Genomic DNA, 20,933 nt, shown 5'->3' with positions numbered 1-20,933 from the left:
GCCGGTGCGAACTTTCATTCTTTCCGAATCAACATTTCGAAGATTTTTAATTCATCCATCGCTTGTTGGATTCGCTTAAAAAGCCTGCGACATTCTGACGTGTTGCGATCGCACACAACATATGCTTGCAAGTTTGATGCACTCATCTAGCATGAGTTTTGCGGTCATTCGCTTTTAAATACATAGCTAATTTCGAAACGGCTTCGTTTGGGAGGCTATACATGCAGAAACGCACCGGTGCTCTCCTCGCGATAATGGGTTTGTTTGCAGCCGTTTCCACGGCACAAGCCCAGGACAGCGTTGTTCAGGCTCAGCAGACCTTCACTTTCCGGCCTAATTCGTATGGCTGCTTGTCCAAGGACAAGTTCGATTCGGCCGACCAGCATGCAAAAGCCGGCGAGCATCAGAAGATGCAGCAGTATTTCGAGGGTTTCGAATGCATTTCGACTCCGGTCGATTCGCACTTTCGCGTAATTCGCGTGGTGGGCCATGACGTGGAATTCGTCAACGCCGCCAATAGCGATACACAAGGCATGTGGACTGCGGATCGATTTATCGATCAATAAGCGGTTTTTGCGCTTTTCCCTATCCGCAATCCGGCGCGATTTTCGAATCGCGTCGGCGATATGATTTATCCGTTCGGCATAAATCGATTGCGGCGTTCACGCTGCGTGGCGCTCCCGCGCGCGCTCGTTGCTGACTTCCACATTTGCACCGATTCGCCGCACAATGTCGGTTTCGCGCGCGTTTGATGCCGCGCTTCGACATTCCTTCCTCGCCGGCCAAAGAACCGGCGCCCCACGCTGAATGGCTCTCAAATCCACGATCTACAAGGCCGACCTGCAAGTCGCCGACATGGATCGCCACTACTACGGCGATCATTCCCTGACCATTGCGCGCCATCCGTCGGAGACCGACGACCGGATGATGGTTCGCGTCGCTGCGTTCGGACTATTCGCCGACGAGCGGCTCGAATTCTGCAAAGGCCTCTCCGACACCGACGAACCCGATCTTTGGCAGAAGGATCTCACCGGCCAGATTCAAACGTGGATTGAAGTCGGTCAGCCCGACGAACGGCGCATCTCGAAGGCGAGCGGCCGTTCGGATCGCGTGATCGTCATCGCTTATGCCGGCAAGACTGCGGATATCTGGTGGAATGGCGTGAAGGGCAAGGTCGAGCGGTTGCAGAACGTGACGGTGTGGTCGCTCGCGGATGGCGTCGCCGAAGCGCTCGGCAAGCTGGCCGAACGGACGATGCGTTTGCAATTGATGGTGCAGGACGGTGACGTATCGCTGAGCAGCGAGACCGTCGAGGCCGTTTCGATTCGCTGGAACGAGCTGAAGGCTTGATGTCTGACGTTCAGGCTTCGGGCGGTCCCTTGAGCTCCACCATGTTGCCTTCTGGATCGAACAGATAGAGCGACGGGCCGAAACCTTCGGCGCCGTAGCGCCGCGCGTCTTCCCCGATGCGTGCGCCGTGCTTTTCCAGGTACGCGCGTAACGTGTGCACGTCGAAGGGCTCGACGCGTACGCAGAGATGATCCATGTTGCGCCCCGCTCCCGGCTGGCCGCTTTCGGGCCGATCGATCTTGGCGCCGACGGCCAGCAAATCGATGAGCGAGCGGCCCGCGCGCATCTGCACGAGGCCGAGATCGCGCTGTTCTTTCTCCACGGGACAGCCCAACACGGTTCGATAGAAATTAACCATGGTGTCGAGATCGGCGCAGCGGATCACGACGTGATCGATTTCGCGGATGTTGAGATGCATGGCGATCTTTGACGTTCGATGTGGGATTGAGTCTAGCGCGAATGGGGGCGGCGGGTTCAAATGCGAAAAAGGGGTTGGCGGTTGAGCCAAGCCCTTGAATTCGTGATGGATAGAGGAGGAGGATCGAACTCCCGACCTTCGCATTGCGAATGTAAAAACGGTGCCTTTTACGGCAATGGTTCTAGCGCTATTTCGGATTATTTGCCACAATCTTGCCACAACCGTTCGAGCAGACAGCGAGAAATGCCGACCATACGAAAGCGTGGACAATACCAGTGGGAGGCGCAGGTTCGCCGGCGCGGCTATCCAGCGCAGAGCAAGACCTTCAACACCAAAGCTGAGGCTGAGGCTTGGGCCAGCATGATCGAATCGGAAATGTCGCGCGGTGTATGGGTCAGCCGTAGTGAAGCCGAAGCGACGACGCTTTTTGAGGCGCTGCAACGTTACGAGGAAGAAATCTCACTGACAAAGAAGGGAGCCGCGCAGGAGTCGTCCATCATAAAAACCTGCAGGGCGATCGACTTGGCGAGGCGGCCGCTCGCAACAATCCGCAGTGCAGACGTGGCGAAGCTCCGCGATCAATGGCTGAAGGACTACAGGCCCGCGACGGTACTACGCCGCTTGGCGGTACTGTCCCATGTCTTCAACATCGCCCGCAAAGAATGGGGCATGGACAGCCTGTCCAATCCGGTCGAACTGGTTCGAAAGCCGCAGCCTAACAACGCTCGTACTCGGCGCATCGCTGACACCGACTCGGCCGTCAGCGCGGCAGGCGGAGAAGAATCAGAATCGTTGCGCGGCGCGCAAGACGGGGAGCTCGAACGAGTAGCTAAGGCCAGCGGTTCGCCGCTGCTGCCGTCGATCATTTGGCTGGCGGTCGAAACAGCAATGCGCCGAGGAGAGATCGTGTCCCTCTTGTGGGTGCATGTGGACCTGAATCGCCGCGTCGTACACCTGCCGTCAACGAAAAACGGGGACGCGCGTGACGTACCATTGTCTTCGCGCGCCGTTGCGGTGCTGCAGACACTAAGAGACGCACGGGACAGCGCCACGATTGGGACGGCTGAAAGCTACGAAGATGAAGCCGATCGCGTATTTAAAATCCGGAGCGACGCCGTTACTAGGGCTTTCGAGCGAGCAGTATCGCGTGCTCGTAGTCGCTACGTAGAAGAGTCCAAGGCTACCCAGTCGAGACCAAATAGCAAATTCCTAACGGACCTTCGCTTTCACGATCTGCGACACGAAGCGACATCACGCTTGGCCTCCATCTTTCCAATGCATGAATTGACGAAAATAACCGGACATAAAGATCCGCGTATGCTCATGCGTTACTACCACCCTCGCGCTGAGGAGCTCGCGAAGCGCCTTGCCTAGGTCGTCGGCCCGAGCGTTCGCCCCGAGACGAACGCGACTCGTCAAAGTTCGCTGGACATGACAAGTCGTCACGCGCTCATGACCCAATATTTTGGCGGCCGCACCTACCGCATTTCGTCAATCGGCCAAGATCAGCGATGATTGCTCTTTCGAGAGACCATAACATTTGCAGACTAGCTGATCCATCCGTTTTTGAAGGGCGGTGCGTTGCTTATTGTCCCCTTCTTGTTTGGCCGTGCACAGCTCACGCGCTAACGCGGCGATCTCTGATATTTGCTTAGATGATGCAGATGGAAGCGGAAACGAGACAATGTCCGTAATTAATATTTTGGGAAAGGCTCCTTTTGTTGCTTTAGGCGACGAATTGAAATGGTAGTACGTAGCCAAACGGGAGTTCAAGATCCCAAGCAACGCTTCTAATGGAAATTCTCCGTCTTCACAATCGAGCACGATCAATAACGAAGGATCGTTATAGCTCTCGCCTTCTGTGATGGCAGCATAGATGCTCGGATTGGTAATCTCTCGCACCAAAAGTCGCCTGCCTAAGAAAAATTTCGGCTTTCTTCGGTTTGCAACTCCTTCAGCATAATTGAAATAATCCACACCGTTCCAAGTACATGAATACGGCGTTACATCCTCGCCTCGCAGCCATTTCTTATTGTGAACCTTCGAGCGGACCTGTGAGTGAAAAATCCGATTCGCGATCGTATCCGCGTCCTGCCCTTGGTATTTATCATAAGCAATCAACCCCTGACTTACTTCCGGAAAATACTCACTCAGCGGTTTTGAAGCGCTCTTGATTGCATCCAGGACGCCTAAAGTCTCAGCGGGCAGGCGGAGCGCTAATGACCAATTTGCATTTAGATTGATCAGATCCGATTTAGTTTTTTTCTCGATAGGAGCGTTTAAAATGTCTTTAAGGGACTTAGCTCCTTGCACCTCGCGGTAAGGAATGTCCTCTACGCTTGCGCCTTTACCCAGTGAGAGAATTACGTTTTGAACGACCGCATCGGGGAAAACGCCGAAATCGGTACAGTCCGCAATCTCCAGAACATTCCAATTTTTAAGAAGATCAAGCCTGAATTGACGAGCAAAAACGTTGTACATGATTCCGTTCGGAATGATATAGGCTAATTCCCCGCCGTCCTGTAACAGCGCTCGGCCGAGCAATAAAAACCAATAGTAGATTTCCTTATCAGGAACAGTCCCAAGCGTCTTTACAAGTCGTTCACAGGTTTTCGCGGCGAGCTTCACCCCGTAAGGAGGATTTCCGATCACAGCATCGAAACCCTTGAAACTAGCGGCTTCGTCCAACGCTTCAGGAAATTCGAAACGCCATTCGAAAGCATGTTGATACAGTTCCGCTTTCTCGAGTTCTTCCAATTTTTTCTCAAGCTTCTCGATGTCTTCGTCGAGACGTTCAATTTTGCGGTTTTTAGCTGCTTCATCTGAGCTAGGTCCGCCGAAAAGTGAAGATTGGTTGACTAGAGTGCGTCGCTGTTCCCGCTTGCTTTCTAGCAAGGCAGTATCTCGATCATTCTTTTTTATCTCAGAACGAAAATTCTCTTTTACCTTACTGATAAAGTCGGCGAGCGCCTTCTTTGCTTGCTTGCTATTCGCGTTTGTATAGTCATGAACCGCGCGCCTGTATGCGTCGATTGAGTAATTCGCGGCGTTTGTGGTTCTGCGACTGAACGTCACCTTTAGGTCTGAGGCGAGCGCAAATCGACTGATCAATGAATTGCCAGTCTTGATATTAATGTCGATATTCGGCAGCGTTTCAAGTCCGACAAGTCGATCCGCATCTTTATAGTACGACGACTTCAGAAGTTCGATCCATAGACGCAGTCGGCAAATATGAGCCGAAGTAGGGTTAATGTCCACCCCAAACAAGCAGTTCTCGATCAATAGCCGCTTTTGAGAAAACAAGAGTTTTTGCAGTTCATGCGAACGTTGTAGACGGGGCTGATATTCAAAGGGTTCGCCGTTTTCATCCAAGATGATCAGTTCGTCCCCTTCGGCGGTGATTTGACCTTTAAAGATTTTTCCGTCTGGGAACTTTAAAAGACCAAGTTCGTGCTTTACGCTTATCAGTTCGTTCAGCGCAGCAACTAAAAAGTGACCGGAACCGACAGCTGGATCGCAAATTCGGACCGAAGATACGACTTGCTCCACCGCGTCGAAATTCTTCGGGGTAATTTTGTTATAGAGGTCAACGAGGGTTGAGCATTCCCATTCGAACGCACTGTTAACTTTACGTATAACGGTCCGGCGTATAGTATTTCGACAAATATAAGAAGTTACCGACGCAGGCGTGAAAAACGCGCCGTCCTGATAGTTATTGATCTTTTCAAATATAAGACCGAGAACTGCGGCGTTAATAAGAGGCTTATTCTGGTCCAAAACGGCCTGAGACGAAACGGCAGAAAAATCATAAGCATCTAGAAAGCGAATCAAATAGCGAGATATGTCGAGGTCGCCAGAAAATCGTTTCCCAGACTCATTACGCAGGACAGTCGATTTATAAGCTGGCAAGCGAAGATTGCTCTTCAACCCACTGATTGGAATCGTTTGCTTTTCCAATTCAGTAGGCTCGAATAAGGAGCTGTTTAAGTAGGGTACGTTTGGGTATTTCTTTTGTAGCTCTGCCGACCGTTTATCGAATTCAACGGCGAGAACGTCGAAAAACAATTCCTCGAAATCCTGGTAGCTGCTTATCTTTTCTTCGGTAATAAAAGGCTTGACTCTCTCATTCCTCTCATACTTGGACAACTGCCCCTCAAGCAGCTTGATGAATAGTATCCGATTCAGCCAAGTGGTACAAAGTTGCAGTCCGATAGAGAGCAACTGCGCATTCAACGTTTCACCGTATTGCGGCAGGTCTTTGACGTTTGCCAGAAGGCCACGCGACAGTATTATCTGCAGTGTATTTTCCAGCATTGAAGCGGGGAGGCGTCCACTTTCCGGCTTTCTCTGAATAACCCGTTTCTGCTTTTCTTTTGCCTCTTCGAGACCAAGTACGTGAAGCAATTCCGCGTAAAATGCCTGATTAAGAGAGTTGCCTACGTTTTCAAACGGCAACCTTAGCAAGCTCTCGGGCGAAAGAAACTTGCAAATTGCGCTGACTTTCTTTCCAGGCCGTACGTCGCCGTTTTGAATGCATTCATTCAAGTTGAAATACGTGAATGTAATTTCATCAATGTGGCGTGCAATTGCTGGCTTCGCTATTTCCGCGTAGAAGGCCTCTGTCTTGGTTGCGGAAAGGGAGCCACGTTCGAAATCGACGAAAGCCTTAATGAGCGAGGTGTCTTGATAAAACGCACTCTCGAACACGCGAGAATCAAAAACAAACCAGTTTTCGACATCAGTAATAACGATATTTTTTATATCGAGATTAGGTTCCCGCACCATGACTTTGCCGACGCGTTCTCTCAGGTAATAAAGCAACGCCTCCTGCAGCGCTTTTCTGTTGAGATCGGAAGGCCGACAAAGTTCGGAGCTTCCAGGTTTTTTAGTCTCAAATATTACGGATATGCGCGCGCCCGGCGTGCTCGACTCAAAGATTGCGAGATCGATCTTATCGTTAACGTTTATGAAGTACTTTCCGCCGTAACCAATTTCATTGAGAAAGTCGCGTAGAAGCGTTTTATGATATTCCTCACCCTGCTTCGCATGCACTTGATGGTCCGCCAGTTTCTGGAGGGCGGCCGAAAAGGTAGTGAACGCGGCATGGGAAAGAGGCCGGTTAAGGAAGGTCCGATTAATCGACTCTGATGGAGTGATTCCTACAGCGGGCATTTTTTTCCTGAGAATAGTCTTTTATCGCCGCGTAATCTTACCCTTAGACTCACTTTCTTCCAAGTTTGACACGAGGCACGCTTACGGGCGAGTTTCAGCGTGTCATTACTCTCCAAGAATAGAAAAGCTTCAGCGATTGGTTTATTTGAGAGATCAAAAATTTCGTTAGCTGGACGCGGAACGGACGCTCGGCTACTTGTCGGTAGATCGCGTTGCAGAACGCCGTGATAACTACACACGGATTCGCTCCACCTCGTCTAAGCTGATGTCATCGTGACGCCGGTCATAAAGCTGCGTCGTGCGCATTGACGCGTGATTGGCCATCGCCGCTGCATTTTCCAAGGTCCCACCATTTTTCAGATACGCGGTGATGCCTGTCGCACGGAAGGTGTGATTCCCAATCTTCGTCGCGATGCACGCTGCGGCGGCTCGGCGCTGAATCATCGCGTAGGCGTTGGCCTGCGGCAAGGGTGTTCCACTCAAATGCTTAGTGCCGCGTGCGATCGTCCGAAAGAGCGGGCCCTTCGAATCAGTCGAGATCCCTGTTCCATCGAGGTATGCGTGCAGGTACGCCTCAAGCGTGTGGTGGCACGGCATCGCGTGTCGCTTGCCACCTTTCTCGCGCAGGCGCACCCAAAGCCGGCGTTGCTGCACGTACACATCCTCGACGCGCATCGCGAGCGCCGCACCAATCCGTGCGAACGAAAACACCATTAACGCAATCAGCGCCCGATCGCGTAGCCCAATCGGCGTCGACACATCGATGCTGTCGAGGAGCTGCCGCGTCTCGCTCGCGTCGAGCACGGGCGTCTTTCCCTTCTTGGCAGTATGGCTCGGGCCGCGCACCGATGCGGCCGGGTTGTGTGGGACGATCTGGCCGGTGACGAGCCAGTCGAACAAGTGACGGATGGCGGCCAAGCGCTGCTTGGCGGTCGGCGACGAACGAGTCTGCATCTGTAGCTCGATCCAAGCGGCCACGTGTAACGGCTGCACTGCGATGATTGATGGCACACCTGCGCCGGCGCACCACGTCAGAAAATCCTCAACCGCCCGCGCATACGCGCGGCGCGTATGCGGATTGCGAATTGCCGACGCAAAAAATTCCAAGAAGCGGATACGAGCTTGTTTTCCGGCTGCCGTCACCAGCGCTGGTGGACCGATTCGCTCCTTCAAAACGAGCGGATTCATTTTGGGGCGGCTTGTAGCCATGCGCCGAGCGCATCCCTGACGCAAAACTGGCGGAGATCGAGGCGTACTTTGCTGCCGTCACCAAATATAGAGCCGCAGCCGGCCTCAAAAGAGATCGATAGCTGTTCATGCCGATCGAAATCACCTACCTCAGGTGTTATGCGCCGCTGGCATCGGTCGGAAATGCAGGCAGCCACCTCCAGCACAGTCCCGTGGCGATATTCGAGCATCTCCATCACTGCCATGACTCTTTACGAATTTCATCAAGCACCGGGCTGTCTCCTTGAATGTGTTCACCGCACGCTGTGCGGGCATACGCTTTTCGGAGGCTTTTCGAATGCTGCAGAACGGGCTGAATTGCAAAGTACACAGATACCGCCTCCCGAGCTTCGAGTCGCCGTGGCCAGGGTCTTCCATCGAAAACCTGCGGATCTGTAACCGTGATTCTCTTCCCGCGCCTCTGACCATCATCCATCAATGTAAATCCCACTTCTGAGACCGTCACGGCGAAGCTGCTCAGATTGAGCACCTCGATCGAAAAGCTTGGATGTCCTTGCGGCACGGCGAAGGCAACCGCCGGCCGCACGCGCAACCGCACGCGACGCTGGCTGATCGTATTCCATGTGTTCATCACGCCAAGTGCCGCCCCGAGCAGTGCTACGCCAGTCGTTACCGAACTCTGCAGATCCATGCTCACGTTCACGATATGCGCCCTCTTTATATATCTGATAAAGGACATTATCACATATAGCGCGTGGTGACTTGCCTTAGCTCCCGATCCTTTCAGCCATGCTTCAACGTGCATTGCAAAATATTTGAAAGCCCTTGACGAGCCACTTTTTGACACGCACAATGTGCCCATAAATGACACGAAAGAGGCCGGTATGCAAATCACACTGCACATGAGATCTCGCATGAACCAGCGCAGCTTCAGTCCCGCCATGGTCAGCACGATTCTCGAACTAGGCGTGATGAATGATAGAGGCGACCGGCTCACTCTGGATCAGCGCAGAGCCAGCGACCTAGAAGAAGCCATTGTTGAAAAGAGACGGGAGCACAAACGGCTAGAGCGCGAAATCAGGGATCTCGAACGCCTGCGCAAGAAGGGGCCCGTCACTGTCGTTACCCAGAACGAGCTTCTTATCACTATCTACCGCAACAACCGGAGATGAGGGAATGAGTGAAAAATTAACTAGGATGCTCGTCTCGGATGGCGGAATGGAATACAGCCTTGCTCTCGACGTGGACCGGTTCGGCGAACCAAACGAACGGTCTATCACGAGAGGCAAGCACGATCGGAGATATAACATCAAAATCAGGCAGGAGGATGTCGCGTTGCTTGATGCGTTGGTGGCCTTGAACGAAGTTCCGCGCTCGCTTCTCCTGAATAACCTTTTGCACGACATTCTGCTGAACGCGCTGCAGGACATCAAAGACAATGATGTACGGCTGCTACTCGCACACACCGCCGATCAGCGTGCTCACTACGATGAACTGTCGTGCCCATGGGTATTTGACGCAATAGAGACCGAATGCCGTCAGATTATGCAAAATATTTTTCAATACAACCAAGCGGCAGTGCAGGTTCAGGACGATCCGAATGCACCAAGCGATCACTCTTGGAATAGTGAAGATTTTCTAGCTGTGAAGGAAGCCTTAGAAGGACTGGACAAGTGAACCCAAACATCATTTCCAAAGCAATTTCGAAGGCGGTCGAGGCGAAGTCCGAGAAAACCCATGAGGGCTACATCATGGTGAACATAAGGCCAGGTGAAAAAGTCTCAGCGATGCTGGATGTACTTTCGCATTTGAATGGCAAAACACCGTCCGAGATCATCGGACAAGCGCTCTCAGGAAAGCTAGCAGAGTACGCAGCCTCCTCGCCCGATCATGGGAGCGCGATACTGGATGCGCTTGAGCAAGTTATGACCGACCATGGAAATCCGCACGAAAATAGTGCATTGGGAATTTTGAAAAAAGAGGGGCTAGTCAAAATAAGCAATCCCTTTATCGCGAAGGTGGCACTCCCAAAAAAGAAATAATAGGGCCGCCTGTACAACAATACAAATGCAGGTCCTGGACATCGCGACCCAAAATAATAAAGAATCGAAACATAGACAGGGGAATAATGGAAACAGCTTACATCACAAAATCGAGCTACAAGCGCTTGGGGAAAGCGCTTGTGGTTGATGATAATGTATCTATTGACGAGATTTTCGCTGCGCTTTATGGAGAGAGCCTGCGCCAGATCATCAATTCAAAAGAAGCAAAAGATTTGCACATCCGGAAGCTGATGATTGAAGAAGGCTTCGCGAATCTCAAAATGGCGCCGCGCAGATTTTCCCCTGCATATGTCTTGAGTGTCGGAAATCCAAAATTTCATTTAATAAAGGACTGCAGCTATTTACAGTCAGATTTCTTAAACTTTTTGGTTCCCCCCGAGATCGAGGCGCAAGGCCACGATAAGGTCCGTGAGTTTCAAGAATATTGCGAGGAAAACCGGAAAGAACTTTACAAAGAACCCAATGATGCATTTTGGGCGATCGTTCGAATCAAATTTAAAATCAAAAATACCCCCAAACAAATCAGCATTCTAAACAGCGGAGTTCACGATTTGGGCGATATATCGGTCGAAGACCTTCAGGCGGCGATCGATAAGTCGATCAAAGAAGCAAACCGAATGCTCCATGATCCTCATGCTGGAGCCAGCATTAGAGCGGTCAGGTACGCGCGGCATATCAACGTGGCATTGTCGAGCTTGACGGAACGTAGTCTTACCGACGAGTCGATTGAGAAAACAGTGCGCGCCTTCTTCGACACGAAATGGAAGATCATCAATTCCCTTTTCGATCTCTATGTCAAGCAGTCCGGCCTAAGAAGCTTTGTGGTGCCCCTTACCATTCTCAAGTCCGCTTCCTTTGAACCGTGTCGCGGTTGTTGCTTTTCTAGCAAATCTTAAGCTGTAAATTATCTTCGTCTTTACGTAACGTCCGTCTTTTTCTCGTTGAAACGCCGGAGGTCAGCCTAACATCTGCGTGCGCAAGGGGTTGGTACAAACCCATCAAAGGACAAGACACTGTCCGAGTCAGAGATGCGCTGGCGCAAGAACTGGTTTGGCCTGCCGTTATCATGGGGTACCCCGCGCAAGGTCCACTAACGAGGAAAATGATGGATCAGGATGATTTGAAGAAGGCAAATACGCGCCGCATTAGGGCCGCAGGAACTGCCAGAACCTGGGATGATGAAAATGTGCGCCGGAAGCGTATAACGCGTCACACATGCACGGTCACCTGTAACGGGGTTACGACTGAACATGACTCGGTCCACGCCGGATTCAAAGCTTACGGGTTGCCGACGGGGAGTCATATTTCGTTCCGCAGCAGGGCGAAAATTGATGGCATGGCGACCCTTGAACACGAAGGACTAACTTACTTGTTCAAAACCTTCCCAAAAGACTCCAACATCGTGCCGACACCTTCGGAGCCGAAGGCGTCGCAACAGCTGAAGGGAGGGAACCTCAAGGGGGATGAGCAAACGGCTGATGAACAGCTCGCGATCGTGTACGGGGTGATGATGCACGCAGCAGGAACCGGGTTGTTCAATGCGACCAAAGCACGGGCGATCTACAGTCATGTCATGGCAAGCAAACTCAAAATGCAATTGAGGACCTTCACAGGCAAAGTATCCCGCGCTGCTGCTGCCGACCCCGAGGCAAAGCTGATCCTTGAACATTTTCATCGGATACAGCACAGACTTACCTTGCTTGTCGCAGATCATATGAAGTCCGGGCCGGACGTCGCCGCCTTCATTGAAGCGGTGCGACGCATGGAACAGGTGCATATCGTCACCTTTGAGGAAAACTATGCGGCACATCGGGCTAAAGGCTGCTATGACGCCGCAGGCATCGAACTGCTCGATTGGGTTGATCTGCCTGAGGATGTGCGCCGGACTTTGTACAATCGCAAACTGAAAGGATCAGTATCGAACGCGAAACAGTACGCGGTCTGACGCGTCGCCCACAAATCGGCGGCCAATAGCTAAGCTAGTTTCGAGGCGCGGTTGCTTGCGGCGCAACGATTGCCTAGCTCTCGACCAGTGAAAGGACTTACCTGAGGCTGATCTTGCCCTCGAATCGAGGGCAAGAGAGCGTTAATTTGCATCGAAAGACGCCTGGCCTGCAGAGTATCGAGTGGCCGGGTTGAACTAGCACTCTGACCGCCTCGGCTCTGCCCCGTTTGCCGCTGGGAAGAGCTACGTGCATCGCTGCTATGATGCGAGGGAAACGCACAAGGCTCATCAAAAGCTCCTATAACGCTGCTGGACGAACATTGTTGGAGCGCCGTTTACGAATTTTTCGATCCAACTTTCGGACACGCTTCTCAAGCTCCTCGATCGCGATGAGGTAGGGCCTGAGATCATCCATGATGCGATCCTCACGTTCTCTGAGCTGCTTGATCATGAATGAGTACTCCCGCTCATACTTTTGACGAGCTGCCCACGTATCCGACCACGCACGATTGAGGTGTTCGCTGTCCTTTCTAAGTTTCCGCAGTTCGCGGATTGCGGCCTTCAGTTGCGCCTCTTCTGCCAGTTCGGCTGCTAGTTCAGGGTTCATTTCGGACTTCACTCGCCCACGGTCTAATGGCTTACCGGCTCGGTAACGGCTCAAGCAGTGGCCACCCTTCATGCGGACGGATCGTGAAAACTACGCGCCCCCGTACTGTCAACGAAATCAAGCTGACAACCCTAAGCGCCTTCGCTTTTTGAGCACCCGAGAGAAGATGAGAAGGCCGTGGCTCGATCTGAAGCCACGCGACATGGCCTCGAAGCCTTATGGAACGGGCGTGAGCCTAGATCGTTGCAACAACCGCGCCTCAATGTCGTCGTAGTCAGGCTCCGCGGTAATCATGCCTCCACTATGACGTTGACAGTACGGGGGCGGTCCCAGTTGCCGTCGATTCAGCTCTTGTCGGGCTCATCTTCCATATTGTCGATACGCAGATTCGACGCGGCGATGAACGACAGAGCGTCGTCGAGCGCGTCATTGGCCTTCTGGGTGGACGCGACAATCTCCGCGAGTCGCAGACTAAGAGACGCTTCATCAACCAAGTCTACGATTCGGCCTTCCTCTCCCAAGACGTCGAGATGCACCCACGCCGGATCGAAGTCGAAATTGACATCGTCACCTTGTCGCGCCAGGAAGTCGGCGGTGGAGCACGTCGGATCATCTTCGTTCAGCGTACAGATGACCGATTCACGCCCAGTCGTCCGATCGATGGTGATCCACTCCCGATGTCCGTCCGAATACTTCTTTACACAAACCCCAGCGGGCGTGTCCGTCTCGCGATAGTAGATCGCTCGTCCTGCCGCTAGATGTTCCCGTGCCGCGCGGCCATCATCGGTTTGCAAGAGGCGAATCCATTCGTCTGTATCAACAGGCAGTCCCTCTAGCTGGTCGTCTTTCATTCTTGACGGAAATCCGAAAGTGAGAATTGAAGTTTAGCCGCTAAATTTGCCCAGCCCGTCAACGTCGTCTCGATGACGGCAGCGGTGAGTTCGAAACACTGAACGATCGCCCGCGGCGAGAGATCAAAAGCCGGTCGGAAAATTTAGCAGCTAAATTTCGATCAGCGTCGAAACACATCGTGAGTGACCTCGAATGCACCGTGTTTTTGCCTTCCTCGAACGAACTCAACTTTTCCGGAGCGAGTTGACAGGCGCTACCCGCCTTGATTCGGTGCGGCGGGAACGTTCGCCAACCATTGGCAATGCGTGACGAAGAGCCGAAACGCTACCGGTTAATCGGTTTTTTAACGAGGTCCAGCATTGCTATTTGCATCGTAACAATTCTTTCGAGGACGCCATGAATAACTCTGCGCATTTGCTGAGGATCCTGCGTGCTCAGTTTTTCACTATTCGTCAGCCACAGCTTCAGTAAACCGCCAAGCCGCCCTTGATCTCCATTAATCTTGGCGAGTTTCAATACTAGTTCCGCATCAATGACTCCCTTGATGCAATAACCCATCCCGACATTGCGCAGGTACATCGAAACACTCATTCCTGCCTTACGGGCATTCTCCTCAATGCTCGCCTTTTCCTCCGGCAAGCACCAAACTTTGATTGGCGTGGAACCTTTTCTGGTGGCCTTCATTTCTCATCCTGGCGTTCATTCAGTATGTGCGCGTCGGCAAGGGCCGCCGTTGCCACAAATTGTCGGCTCTCGTCAGCAAGATTTCCGTTGAGCGCGAAGCGCGAATAAGGAAGAGTGAAGAAGGTCCGCCCGCTCGCGGGTGGGCCTACTTCACCTATCTTGCCCCGAAAATTTGCGGTACGTTTCGGCGACAGTTGCGGAAAGAATCAAGATAAAACCGATCAACGCCATGATGATTGCAGCGTTGCTCGCAAATTGAGCGCTTTCTTCGCGATTGAACGACTCTTGCACAGTGGTTGTTCGACAATTCCGCAAATTTGTCTTGATCGTTGATCACGTTTTTCGCAGAACCAACTCGTTCACGTATCGACGAAAGGCTTGATAACCAAACGAAATCACACCATCGGCCTTCAGCGACTTATATATGGCCAAGATTGACCAGCCTTGGCTAAGTGCGACTTGTACCTCGTTCCGCACAGAAAGAAATGTTGCGCGATTGGCTGCGCCCGGTGAGCGGCCAGGTTCGGCTAAAACCATGGCGGCGATTCTCTGCGACAGACTCATTTCATCCACTTTTGTTTTCCCATCAGGTTTTGGAGTTTCAATTTTGACTTTGCAAAGCGCACAATTCACGGTAAAAATACGAACAATTTTCGACACGTTACGATCAATCAATGGATATAGGCAAAGGAAACACGTCTCCAGCAGAGCTATTGAAACGACGGCGCATTCGAACAATAGTGCTGATGCACGACTTGATGGCCCGAGTCGGGGCGGTCAACGCGAATCAATTCGCGAAATGGTTCGATTTGTCGACTGAAGGTTGGTCGCGAACGACAGCTGCGGAATTTGCATCCGATATGGCGACGCAGGTTGCGGAAACTCAAGACTCTAAAAAGTGGTATCGGATTGTGAGCGGAGCCCAACCACTTTCTGAGCGGTCGCTGTCGAACCTCCAGCGTTTGTTTCCCGACGCTCGACGGATCTTCTTTGACGGCCCAGAACGTATTTTTGAGGCGTTGTGGGGCGAGATTGACACCCTCTGGTCGGTATGTCGCGTAGTAGGCCATGCGTACGAGTTTCCAGACCCGAAACGCCCCGTCGATGTCTCAACGTTTGATCCGGATGATCTTGAAGTACTAGCTGACGCCAGCCTTTCGTTTGAAGAGTCGCTTTACAACTTCGAGTGCTCAATTCTTGCGTACAGAGAATTTGGCGACGAGTTGACAATCGATTGCCTGTCTGAAGCAATCGCGTTGTATCGCATTCACGACGCGATCAGTAGACTTTGCAAAGTCGACGGGGTGGGCGCGTACCGGTGCGTCCGAATGTGCCTCAACGATCAAGCGATCGCGACGCAGCTGAGAACATTTAATTCACACCGCGCCACGATCGATGTCTACGAAAGCATATCGAACGAGCTTTTCACTGCAGAGGTACGCAGACTACGCAACGACCTGGAATATAGGAAGTCCGTCGGCGCTGAAGACTTCGCCGAATATGCACGCGATCCAGAATCTCTTTGCTCGTCTGAAGCACGTGCGGAGTTGCTGCGCATCGCCTAAGCATCAGCGGTGCATCCAGGTGCCAGTTATCCACCGATTGACAAGATAAAGCGCGTTAAAGGTTTTAATAGTTAACAAACCGCGCGCGCGCGTTACGCGTCACGCCACTATCGTGAAAACCCCGTCCTTTCTGGCGTCGCGGTAACTGTCGGTGGTTGATACCACGTAGGGCCGGTGGGCGAAAACACGTACCTATCCACAGGTTTTGGTGGGTGAAACCACGTGTCCGAGCTTTGGCCATTCGAGGGCGGTGGGTGAAAACACGTTAAGACGGCTAGGCAATGGCTGACAGCTTCGAAGGTCCGGGCAGACTCTGTACGAGCCTCGCCGTATTCCTCGTGTAGAAAGTGACAATGTCTTTCTCGCCTAGGAGAATTTTGTAGTCGGGAAGGTTGTCCGCGCTTGCGATGGCACGCACCATTCGGCGAAACTCTTTCAGCGTCGCCTTGCTGCCTGCCTTCTGACGAAGCAGCTCCAGTCCTATCCTCGCTAGTGCCTGATGCCCGCAATGCTTGCGCGCCAGTTCGTATAATCGCCGCTCCAGCGGCTTCCTCAATCGAAAATACGCTTTGTTTAGCGTGAAAACCTCGAATGCGCATAAGGCGCGATAGAGCCACGAAGACAGCTCCACCTCCACAAAACCCGATTTCGAGGAGGCTTCTTCGTTCGTCACCATCCTCCAGCAATTAACAAGATTGATCCCATCGTCGATCCGAATCCCGCCGGTACGGACGTTGGTCGTTAGCGTAGTCCCATGGAGTCTTTCGAGCGATGATCTAAGTCCGTTGTACTCTGCACCGCTCACCCCACGTCCAGTCGCAACTAGATAGTCATATGCCCTGAATCGGACCGTTCTGGTATTCGTGTCCGGTAGACCGCGGTCTAGACCCGCGACGAGCTGGGAAGCGATGAAGATGAGTACGTCCTTGTCATGGAGAGTGGCGCGCCCAAGCATGCTCGGCCTGACCGCAATCCGTCTCATCCCATCTTGACTCTCCCATTTCGAGATTGATCGGTCCGGCTTTGTCGACAGCGAGAAGATCGGCAATTCCATGCTTGCGGCGTCACACTTGAAAGCGTAGTCATGGAGGTACGCAGGAAAAAAATCCGCCGTGACTCGATTTGCTTCGACGAGTGGTTCGGCCTTAATTGCCCGACTGTTGCTGGAGTACGGTTTCAAAGCTTGGCCGCACCTACGCGAACATTCTCAACGGGTTTGCCGCTGCGCTGCCTGGCGATCTGCTCAGCTTTGGTGGGGCGGCCGCGTCGCCTCAAAGAACCTACTGCCGCGTGACTAGCGACCGTACCCTCGGATGCAACGTGCTCAAGCAGCCACTGCTCGACGTCTTCTATGCGCCAGAGTAAGCGCTTGGTGCCGGGTAGTCGGCATATGGGAGGAAGCGCTTGAGGGTTGCGCGAGGCGTCACTCCGAATGCTCGCGACAGACTTATGCAGGTAGACGGATAGTTGATCGACGGTGAGAAGCGCTTGCATGGCTTAGACCTTGTGGCGCCATGCACGACTTTGCACATGACGGCGGTGGTTTGCGAATGCATGCAAGCTTCTCGTCTATGCCAACACCGGTCCCGGTAATTTAAGCGGACTTTTTTTACACATGTAGCCCGACTGATCGTGCAACACGTCATCGCCACAAATCTGCCACACCTAGTGTGCAAAAAACCGCTTCAGAAAGCAAAACAACGCACTACATCGCAAGATGTAGTGCGTTGTTTCTAAAGCGAATTCGTGGTGGAGAGGAGGAGGATCGAACTCCCGACCTTCGCATTGCGAACGCGACGCTCTCCCAGCTGAGCTACCCCCCCAACGAACAAAAATTGTATCACAGGCAAATCGCCCGCAGGCAAGCCTTCGGACGATTCGACGCAGCACTTACTTCTGCGGCGCCCCCGTCAATACCCACGCGACGACCGTCCTGATATCCGCGTCGTTCATCCGGGGATGCGACGGCATCGGAATGGAGCCCCATACGCCCGCGCCGCCGTTCTTCACTTTCTTTGCGAGCTTCGCGCCCGCCTGCGGATCGCCCTTGTACTTCTCCGCGACCTGCTGAAACGACGGTCCCACGAGCTTGCGATCGATCGCGTGACAGCCCATGCACGCATTGCTTCGCGCGATCACCATCGCATCGGCGGACGCGACGGGCTGCTCCGCGGCAGACACACCGAAAGACGCGGCGATCAACACCGCGCCGAACATCGAGCGCGCCATACTCATTTCACCGCTGGAGCCGGACTAGGATTGCCCGGATGCACATCCGAGTTCTTCACGGGCGCGGGCGACTGCATATCGAGCGGACGCGACGTCACGCCCGAATCAGGCACCGTGCCGACCGTCGCGTCGGCAGCCGCAGGCGGGTTCGCCGCGGAGACCGCGCTCGCATCGGATGCGGCCGCCGCTTCCAGCGCTTGCGCCTCTTCAGGCTTGATGTACTGGAACACCTTCACGACCTGCTCCACGCCCGGCGCGCGCGCGGCGACATCCGCGCCATGCGCGCCTTCGTCCGTCGTGACGAGCCCCATCAGATAGACGACGCTACGCTCGCACACCACCTTGTAGTAGTTCGCGCGCAAGTCCTTCTCGCCAACCATCGCGGTCTTCACGCGCGTCTCGAGATAGGAGTCGTTCGCGCGCGACGAGATCGAGCTCGCGCCCTGAATCGACAGTTCGTTGACGATGCTGCCCACGTTGTTGATGTCGCGCACGACGGCCTCGGCCTTCTGCTTCGACGCTTCGTCAGGCACCTCGCCGGTCAGCAGCACGCGCCGATTGAACACGGTCACGTTGACATGCGCCGTATCGGGCAGGTTCTCGTTGATCCGCGAAAGCGCCTTCACCTGAATCTCGCGGTCTTCGGTCTGCGCGCCGAGCGTGCGGCGATCCGTGGCGATCAGCGTGCCGCCAGCAGCCGCGCCGACAACCGCAAGCGCGCAGCCCTGCAACGTCAACGCAACTCCCGACAACATGCTCACCACGAGCGTGGCTTGGGCCAGCGTCGCCTTGACGCGTGTCTTGTTCATCAACTCCGTTCCCCCTTTTCAGTTTCAATCGTCTCCGAGCAGCATCGAATCGATGCCGTCGCACAGACAGTGAATGGTCAGCAGATGGACTTCCTGAACGCGCGCCGTTCGATCCGACGGCACGCAGATGTGAATATCGGTTTCGGCAAGTACGTCGGACATCGCGCCGCCGCCCTTGCCCGATAGCGCGATCACGATCATCTCGCGCTCGTGCGCTTCCTGAATCGCCGCGAGCACGTTGACCGAGTTGCCCGACGTGCTGATCGCGAGCAGCACGTCGCCCGACTGACCGAGCGCGCGGACCTGATTCGAGAAGATCTGCTCGAACGCATAGTCGTTGCCGATGGCCGTGAGAATCGATGTATCCGTCGTCAGCGCGATGGCCGGCAAGCCTGGCCGCTCGCGCTCGAAACGGCCGATCAGTTGCGCGGCGAAACGTTGCGCATCGGCAGCGGAACCGCCGTTGCCGCAGACGAGAATCTTGTTGCCGTTGGCGAGTGCGCCGAAGAGCGTATCGACGGCGGCCGCGATCGGAACCGCCAGCGCGTCGAGTGCTTCGAGTTTGAGTGCCGCGCTGTCGCGGAATTGCTGCTGGATACGTTCGACTGACATCGACTCTCGATCATCGGCCGCGAATGGCGGCGGTATGTGGCTTGAACGCTCGAAGCGTCGGTTGTTGCGCAGTTTACCGCATGCATCATGCGACGAACCTCGCTCATGCTTCGTCGGCGCGAAACGCATCGGGCAGCCAATGCACGCGACCCGCATCGAACGCGACGACATCGAAGCGGCATGCGGGCAACGCGCCACGCCACGTCGCGAGGAAATGCTGCGCGGCGTGGACGAGCCGCGCGCGCTTTCGCGCATCGACACTCGCGGCGGCATTCGCATAACGCCTGCTCTTGCGCGCCCGAACTTCGACGAACACGAGGGCGTCGCGCTCATCGAGCATCACGAGGTCGATCTCGCCGCCCCGGCAAGCCACATTGCGCGCGACGAGTCGCATGCGTTGCCGCTGCAGGAACTCCAGCGCGCGCGTCTCGAACACATCGCCGAGCGTTTTGGACAAGGCTCCTCCATAAAAGTTGTCGGCGAGCCATGCGGGTCGCGCGTGGCAAAATGACGTCCTTTCCCTGGACGCCCGCGCTCATGCTTCAGATCTCCGAACTCGCCGCCGGGCAGAACTATCCGACGGGCGCGCTCTATGTCGTCGCGACACCGATCGGCAACGCGGCCGACATCACCGTGCGCGCGCTGCATGTGTTGCAACTCGCGGATCGCATCGCCGCCGAAGACACGCGCAACACCGCGCAACTGCTCGCGCGCTACGGCATCTCGAAGCCCTCGATCGCCGTTCACGAGCACAACGAGCGCAGCGCCGCCGAGCGCGTGATCGAGCATCTGCGGAACGGCGAGCGCATCGCGTGCGTATCCGACGCCGGCACGCCCGGCATTTCCGATCCGGGCGCGCGTCTCGTCGACGCCGTGCGTGAAGCGTGCCTCCCCGTCGTTCCACTGCCGGGCGCAAGCGCGCTCACGACGGCGCTCTCTGCTGCCGGCGCGTGGGTGCGCGGCTTCTCGTTCATCGGCTTCCTGCCGACGAAGCCGAAGCAGCGCGCCACGCAACTGCGCACGCTCGCGAATCACCCGATGGCGCTGGTGTTCTACGAAGCGCCGCATCGCATCGTGGAAACGGTACGCGCGCTCGGCGAGGTGCTCGGCCCAGAGCGGCAACTGCTGATCGCCCGCGAACTGACGAAGTTACATGAGAGCCTGCATCGATGCACCCTGGCCGAAGGGCCAACGTGGCTCGAAGCCGATGCGAATCGTCAACGCGGGGAATTCGTTCTGGTGGTGGAAGGCGCGCCCGAAGCGCAGGACGCCGACGACGCGCACGATGCGCTGCTCTCGACGTTGCTGGAAGAGTTGTCGGTGAAGAGTGCGGCGCGCATCGCCGCGACCTTGACGGGCGCGTCGCGCAACGCGCTGTACGAGCGCGCGCTCAAGCTCGCGAAGCGCGGCGAAAGCGAAGCGGAATAAAAAACGGGCCG

The 20,933-nt window shown here is 54.5% G+C and carries 24 protein-coding genes and 1 tRNA gene; 10 read left to right on the top strand and 15 right to left on the bottom strand.

Features of this window, described 5'->3' with window-relative positions:
• Positions 1 to 221 precede the first annotated feature (221 nt).
• Positions 222 to 566 carry a surface attachment protein Sap1 gene (sap1, locus tag NOV72_RS07925; RefSeq protein ID WP_106854024.1) on the top strand — a complete coding sequence of 115 codons (345 nt, stop codon included), beginning with the start codon at positions 222 to 224 and terminating at the stop codon, positions 564 to 566.
• Between the two features lie 241 nt (positions 567 to 807).
• Entirely contained in the window at positions 808 to 1,350 is a 543-nt protein-coding gene (locus NOV72_RS07920) for a YaeQ family protein (protein ID WP_106854023.1), read from the top strand.
• A 10-nt stretch (positions 1,351 to 1,360) separates the two neighbouring features.
• On the opposite strand, the gene NOV72_RS07915 is transcribed toward NOV72_RS07920, so the two are convergent.
• Positions 1,361 to 1,768 carry a VOC family protein gene (locus tag NOV72_RS07915; protein ID WP_106854022.1) on the bottom strand — a complete coding sequence of 136 codons (408 nt, stop codon included), beginning with the start codon at positions 1,766 to 1,768 and terminating at the stop codon, positions 1,361 to 1,363.
• Between the two features lie 243 nt (positions 1,769 to 2,011).
• Between NOV72_RS07915 and NOV72_RS07910 the strand changes: the two genes are divergently transcribed.
• Positions 2,012 to 3,142, top strand: coding sequence for a site-specific integrase (locus NOV72_RS07910; protein ID WP_181290907.1), 1,131 nt, complete (start codon positions 2,012 to 2,014; stop codon positions 3,140 to 3,142).
• Between the two features lie 117 nt (positions 3,143 to 3,259).
• On the opposite strand, the gene NOV72_RS07905 is transcribed toward NOV72_RS07910, so the two are convergent.
• From NOV72_RS07905 to NOV72_RS07890, 4 genes are all read right to left on the bottom strand, one after another.
• On the bottom strand, positions 3,260 to 6,940 hold the full coding sequence (locus NOV72_RS07905) for a type IIG restriction enzyme/methyltransferase (RefSeq protein WP_106854021.1): 3,681 nt from the start codon (positions 6,938 to 6,940) through the stop codon (positions 3,260 to 3,262).
• 231 nt (positions 6,941 to 7,171) lie between these two features.
• Complete coding sequence (locus NOV72_RS07900; RefSeq protein WP_181290897.1) at positions 7,172 to 8,128, bottom strand: tyrosine-type recombinase/integrase; 957 nt, start codon at positions 8,126 to 8,128, stop codon at positions 7,172 to 7,174.
• Complete coding sequence (locus NOV72_RS07895; protein WP_245932936.1) at positions 8,125 to 8,364, bottom strand: hypothetical protein; 240 nt, start codon at positions 8,362 to 8,364, stop codon at positions 8,125 to 8,127. The genes NOV72_RS07900 and NOV72_RS07895 overlap by 4 nt, the downstream gene beginning before the upstream one ends.
• Positions 8,364 to 8,819, bottom strand: a complete 456-nt coding sequence (locus NOV72_RS07890; protein WP_146149958.1) for a hypothetical protein — start codon at positions 8,817 to 8,819, stop codon at positions 8,364 to 8,366. Before NOV72_RS07890 ends, NOV72_RS07895 begins: the two co-directional genes overlap by 1 nt.
• Before the next feature lie 223 nt (positions 8,820 to 9,042).
• On the opposite strand from NOV72_RS07890, the gene NOV72_RS07885 reads away from it, so the two are divergent.
• From NOV72_RS07885 to NOV72_RS07865, 5 genes are all read left to right on the top strand, one after another.
• Complete coding sequence (locus tag NOV72_RS07885; protein WP_146149957.1) at positions 9,043 to 9,300, top strand: hypothetical protein; 258 nt, start codon at positions 9,043 to 9,045, stop codon at positions 9,298 to 9,300.
• A gap of 4 nt (positions 9,301 to 9,304) precedes the next feature.
• Positions 9,305 to 9,805 carry a hypothetical protein gene (locus NOV72_RS07880; protein WP_106854018.1) on the top strand — a complete coding sequence of 167 codons (501 nt, stop codon included), beginning with the start codon at positions 9,305 to 9,307 and terminating at the stop codon, positions 9,803 to 9,805.
• Entirely contained in the window at positions 9,802 to 10,170 is a 369-nt protein-coding gene (locus tag NOV72_RS07875; RefSeq protein WP_106854017.1) for a hypothetical protein, read from the top strand. Before NOV72_RS07880 ends, NOV72_RS07875 begins: the two co-directional genes overlap by 4 nt.
• An 86-nt stretch (positions 10,171 to 10,256) precedes the next feature.
• On the top strand, positions 10,257 to 11,087 hold the full coding sequence (locus tag NOV72_RS07870) for a hypothetical protein (protein ID WP_106854016.1): 831 nt from the start codon (positions 10,257 to 10,259) through the stop codon (positions 11,085 to 11,087).
• 206 nt (positions 11,088 to 11,293) lie between these two features.
• The gene (locus tag NOV72_RS07865; protein ID WP_146149956.1) at positions 11,294 to 12,136 is read left to right on the top strand and encodes a hypothetical protein; all 843 of its coding nucleotides are present in this window, start codon (positions 11,294 to 11,296) and stop codon (positions 12,134 to 12,136) included.
• Positions 12,137 to 12,434: 298 nt separating this feature from the next.
• Here NOV72_RS07865 and NOV72_RS07860 read toward each other — a convergent pair whose 3' ends face one another.
• From NOV72_RS07860 to NOV72_RS31850, 4 genes are all read right to left on the bottom strand, one after another.
• Positions 12,435 to 12,743, bottom strand: coding sequence for a hypothetical protein (locus tag NOV72_RS07860; protein ID WP_106854063.1), 309 nt, complete (start codon positions 12,741 to 12,743; stop codon positions 12,435 to 12,437).
• Positions 12,744 to 13,087: 344 nt separating this feature from the next.
• Positions 13,088 to 13,594, bottom strand: coding sequence for a hypothetical protein (locus NOV72_RS32195; protein ID WP_181290895.1), 507 nt, complete (start codon positions 13,592 to 13,594; stop codon positions 13,088 to 13,090).
• A 325-nt stretch (positions 13,595 to 13,919) separates the two neighbouring features.
• On the bottom strand, positions 13,920 to 14,279 hold the full coding sequence (traJ, locus tag NOV72_RS07850; RefSeq protein WP_106854014.1) for a conjugal transfer transcriptional regulator TraJ: 360 nt from the start codon (positions 14,277 to 14,279) through the stop codon (positions 13,920 to 13,922).
• A gap of 333 nt (positions 14,280 to 14,612) precedes the next feature.
• The gene (locus NOV72_RS31850) at positions 14,613 to 14,939 is read right to left on the bottom strand and encodes a TraK family protein (protein WP_146149955.1); all 327 of its coding nucleotides are present in this window, start codon (positions 14,937 to 14,939) and stop codon (positions 14,613 to 14,615) included.
• Positions 14,940 to 14,953: 14 nt separating this feature from the next.
• Between NOV72_RS31850 and NOV72_RS07845 the strand changes: the two genes are divergently transcribed.
• Positions 14,954 to 15,844, top strand: coding sequence for a hypothetical protein (locus NOV72_RS07845; RefSeq protein ID WP_146149954.1), 891 nt, complete (start codon positions 14,954 to 14,956; stop codon positions 15,842 to 15,844).
• A 274-nt stretch (positions 15,845 to 16,118) separates the two neighbouring features.
• Here the strand turns inward: NOV72_RS07845 and NOV72_RS07840 are convergent, their stop codons facing one another.
• The 6 genes from NOV72_RS07840 to NOV72_RS07810 form a co-directional block, all read right to left on the bottom strand.
• A complete protein-coding gene (locus NOV72_RS07840) occupies positions 16,119 to 16,898 on the bottom strand; it encodes a replication initiator protein A (protein ID WP_106854012.1) in 780 nt (259 codons plus the stop codon).
• A 693-nt stretch (positions 16,899 to 17,591) separates the two neighbouring features.
• Positions 17,592 to 17,667: transfer RNA gene (locus NOV72_RS07830), tRNA-Ala, on the bottom strand.
• Between the two features lie 67 nt (positions 17,668 to 17,734).
• The gene (locus NOV72_RS07825; RefSeq protein ID WP_181290893.1) at positions 17,735 to 18,079 is read right to left on the bottom strand and encodes a c-type cytochrome; all 345 of its coding nucleotides are present in this window, start codon (positions 18,077 to 18,079) and stop codon (positions 17,735 to 17,737) included.
• Positions 18,076 to 18,882: a BON domain-containing protein gene (locus NOV72_RS07820; protein WP_106854009.1), complete on the bottom strand. Its 807-nt coding sequence runs from the start codon at positions 18,880 to 18,882 to the stop codon at positions 18,076 to 18,078. The genes NOV72_RS07825 and NOV72_RS07820 overlap by 4 nt, the downstream gene beginning before the upstream one ends.
• A gap of 24 nt (positions 18,883 to 18,906) precedes the next feature.
• The gene (locus NOV72_RS07815) at positions 18,907 to 19,494 is read right to left on the bottom strand and encodes a phosphoheptose isomerase (RefSeq protein ID WP_106854008.1); all 588 of its coding nucleotides are present in this window, start codon (positions 19,492 to 19,494) and stop codon (positions 18,907 to 18,909) included.
• Between the two features lie 103 nt (positions 19,495 to 19,597).
• Positions 19,598 to 19,951: a YraN family protein gene (locus tag NOV72_RS07810; RefSeq protein ID WP_106854007.1), complete on the bottom strand. Its 354-nt coding sequence runs from the start codon at positions 19,949 to 19,951 to the stop codon at positions 19,598 to 19,600.
• Positions 19,952 to 20,031: 80 nt separating this feature from the next.
• Here NOV72_RS07810 and rsmI point away from each other — a divergent pair, with 80 nt between their 5' ends.
• Positions 20,032 to 20,922 carry a 16S rRNA (cytidine(1402)-2'-O)-methyltransferase gene (gene rsmI / locus NOV72_RS07805; protein ID WP_106854062.1) on the top strand — a complete coding sequence of 297 codons (891 nt, stop codon included), beginning with the start codon at positions 20,032 to 20,034 and terminating at the stop codon, positions 20,920 to 20,922.
• The last annotated feature ends 11 nt before the right edge of the window (positions 20,923 to 20,933 follow it).

This window comes from Caballeronia novacaledonica (assembly GCF_900258035.1).
Classification (GTDB): Bacteria; Pseudomonadota; Gammaproteobacteria; order Burkholderiales; family Burkholderiaceae; genus Caballeronia; species Caballeronia novacaledonica.
The sequence above is the reverse complement of the archived record's forward strand: the minus strand, read 5'-3'. Positions and strand labels throughout refer to the sequence as shown.